3 protein-coding genes are annotated in these 1,872 nt (G+C 74.4%); 1 reads left to right on the forward strand and 2 read right to left on the reverse strand.

Annotated features, from left to right (window positions below):
• Both WA805_RS12410 and WA805_RS12415 read right to left on the reverse strand, forming a co-directional pair.
• Window positions 1-764: cation transporter (locus WA805_RS12410; RefSeq protein WP_425242402.1), on the reverse strand; the 764-nt coding region annotated here is incomplete at its 3' end.
• Between the two features lie 53 nt (window positions 765-817).
• Window positions 818-1,558, reverse strand: coding sequence for a zf-HC2 domain-containing protein (locus WA805_RS12415; protein WP_422326646.1), 741 nt, complete (start codon window positions 1,556-1,558; stop codon window positions 818-820).
• 80 nt (window positions 1,559-1,638) lie between these two features.
• On the opposite strand from WA805_RS12415, the gene WA805_RS12420 reads away from it, so the two are divergent.
• On the forward strand, window positions 1,639-1,872 hold a 234-nt coding region (locus WA805_RS12420), incomplete at its 3' end, for a sigma factor (protein WP_425242403.1).

Here is a 1,872-nt window from a genome sequence, read left to right on the forward strand (position 1 = left end):
ACGAACCTGTCCCCGGGCCGCAGGCTGCCGGCCGGGACCCGCCACTCGGTGCCGTCCGGCCCGAGCAGGCCCGCGTCGCTGGCCCCGGCGGCCGCCAGCTCGCGCATCGCCTGGCCCGCGACACGCCGTGCCCGTGCCTCATACAGCCGTCCGGCCAGCAGGAACGTGGTGACCGTAGCGGCAGTCTCCAGGTAGATCCCGCCGCCGGAAGCGTGGATCAGCAGCTGCCAGAAGCTGCCGCCGCGTTCGGCGCGATCGAGGACGAACATCGCGTACACCGACCAGCCGCAGGCCGCGATGATGCCCAGCGAGACCAGCGTGTCCATCGACGCCGCGCCGTGCCGCGCGTTCTTCAGCGCCGCCCGGTGGAACGGCCACGCGCACCACAGCGCGACCGGCGCCGCGCAGCCCACCAGCAGCCACTGCCAGCCGGCGAACCGCAGGGACGGGATCAGCGAGAGCATCAGCGAAAGGTCGGTCAGCGGGACGAAGAACACCAGCGCGACGAACAGGCGGCGCTTCAGGTAAGCGGCATCCCGCGCGGCGTCCCGTTCGTCCGCGGCGTCCTCGTCCCCCGGCTGGCCGCCTTCCGGCTCCCTGGCCGTGTACCCGGCCCGCTCGACCGCCGCGACCAGTTCCCGCGCGGGCAGGCCGGCGGGCGTGGTGACCCGGGCCGTGCCGGTCGCGTAGTTCACCGCGGCGGACACGCCCTGCAGGCCGTTGAGCTTCTTCTGGACCCTCGCCGCGCACGCCGCGCACGTCATGCCTTCAATGGTCAGGACGGTTTCCCGAATGCCGGGCCCGGCAGCAGGCTCCGTCACGCGACCGCCTCGGTGCCGCCTTCAGCCGACTCCCGCGGGATCTCCTGCCGTCGGCCCGCGGCTGGATATGCCGCCCCGGGCAGCGGCACCTCGAACAACGGGCCGGACTGTCCGGGCGGCCCAGCCGCCAGGACCGGTTCCGCGGGGCTGTTGACGGTGCGGGCCTGCCAGCACAGCAGCACGGCGCCGGCCACGGCGACCAGGTGCTGCGCCTCGTCGGCGCCAAAAGTCTGCCCGGCTATCAGGTCGACGATCGCGGTTCCCGCCAGCCCGGCGGCCGCGATGGCGCACGGCCAGGCGAGGCCGGCCGACAAGGCCGGGCGGACCGCGCCGACCGCGAATGCGATGGCCAACGCCAGGTCGAACGAGCCCAGCTCATGCGCGGCATGCAGGCCGGCGTCGTGGTCGTGTCCCAGGATCAGCAGCGGAATGGTGATCGCGAGCTGGGCGGCCGCCACGGCGGCCAGCCCGGTCCGCCGGGCCATCCCGCCACCCCAGGCCACACGCCGTCGCCGGGCCGGTTCCGGCGGAATGGCGGCTAGCACCCGGGCGGTCAGGTCCTGCTCGAGGAAGCGGCCGCCGAGCCGGGCCCGCCGCGTCATCGCGTGCGCCCGCTGCTGCCAGCCCCGGCAGTCGGCACACGTCGCCAGGTGCGCCTCGATCGGGCCGTCCGGCACACCGGGGTCTTCGCCGTCGATCCGGGCCGAGATGGCCTCGCGGACCCTGTCGCATTCCATGCCCACTAGTGCGGCGGCGGCGGCGGAAAGTTCCCGCCCTCCGGGAAAACTCCCCTACCGTTTGTCGTAGTCTGCTGCCCGTGGACGAGCTGAGCTCCCTCGCGATCGCCGCCGGGCGCGGTGATCGCGGCGCGCTGGCCAGGTTCGTCGGCGAGACTCAGGGAGACGTGTGGCGGCTGTGCGCCCACCTGGTCGATCCGGCCGCCGCCGATGATCTCACCCAGGACACCTACCTGCGAGCCATCCCCGCGCTGCGCGGGTTCCGCGCGGACGCGCCGGCCCGCACCTGGCTGCTGGCCATCGCGCGGCGCGCC

Source organism: Trebonia sp. (genome assembly GCF_049794275.1).
Taxonomy (GTDB): domain Bacteria; phylum Actinomycetota; class Actinomycetes; order Streptosporangiales; family Streptosporangiaceae; genus Trebonia.

What these genes read in the sequence shown, in the direction of transcription:
- WA805_RS12415 (WP_422326646.1), bottom strand. Translation starts at nt 1,558, where the DNA reads ATGGAATGCGACAGGGTCCGCGAGGCCATCTCGGCCCGGATCGACGGC.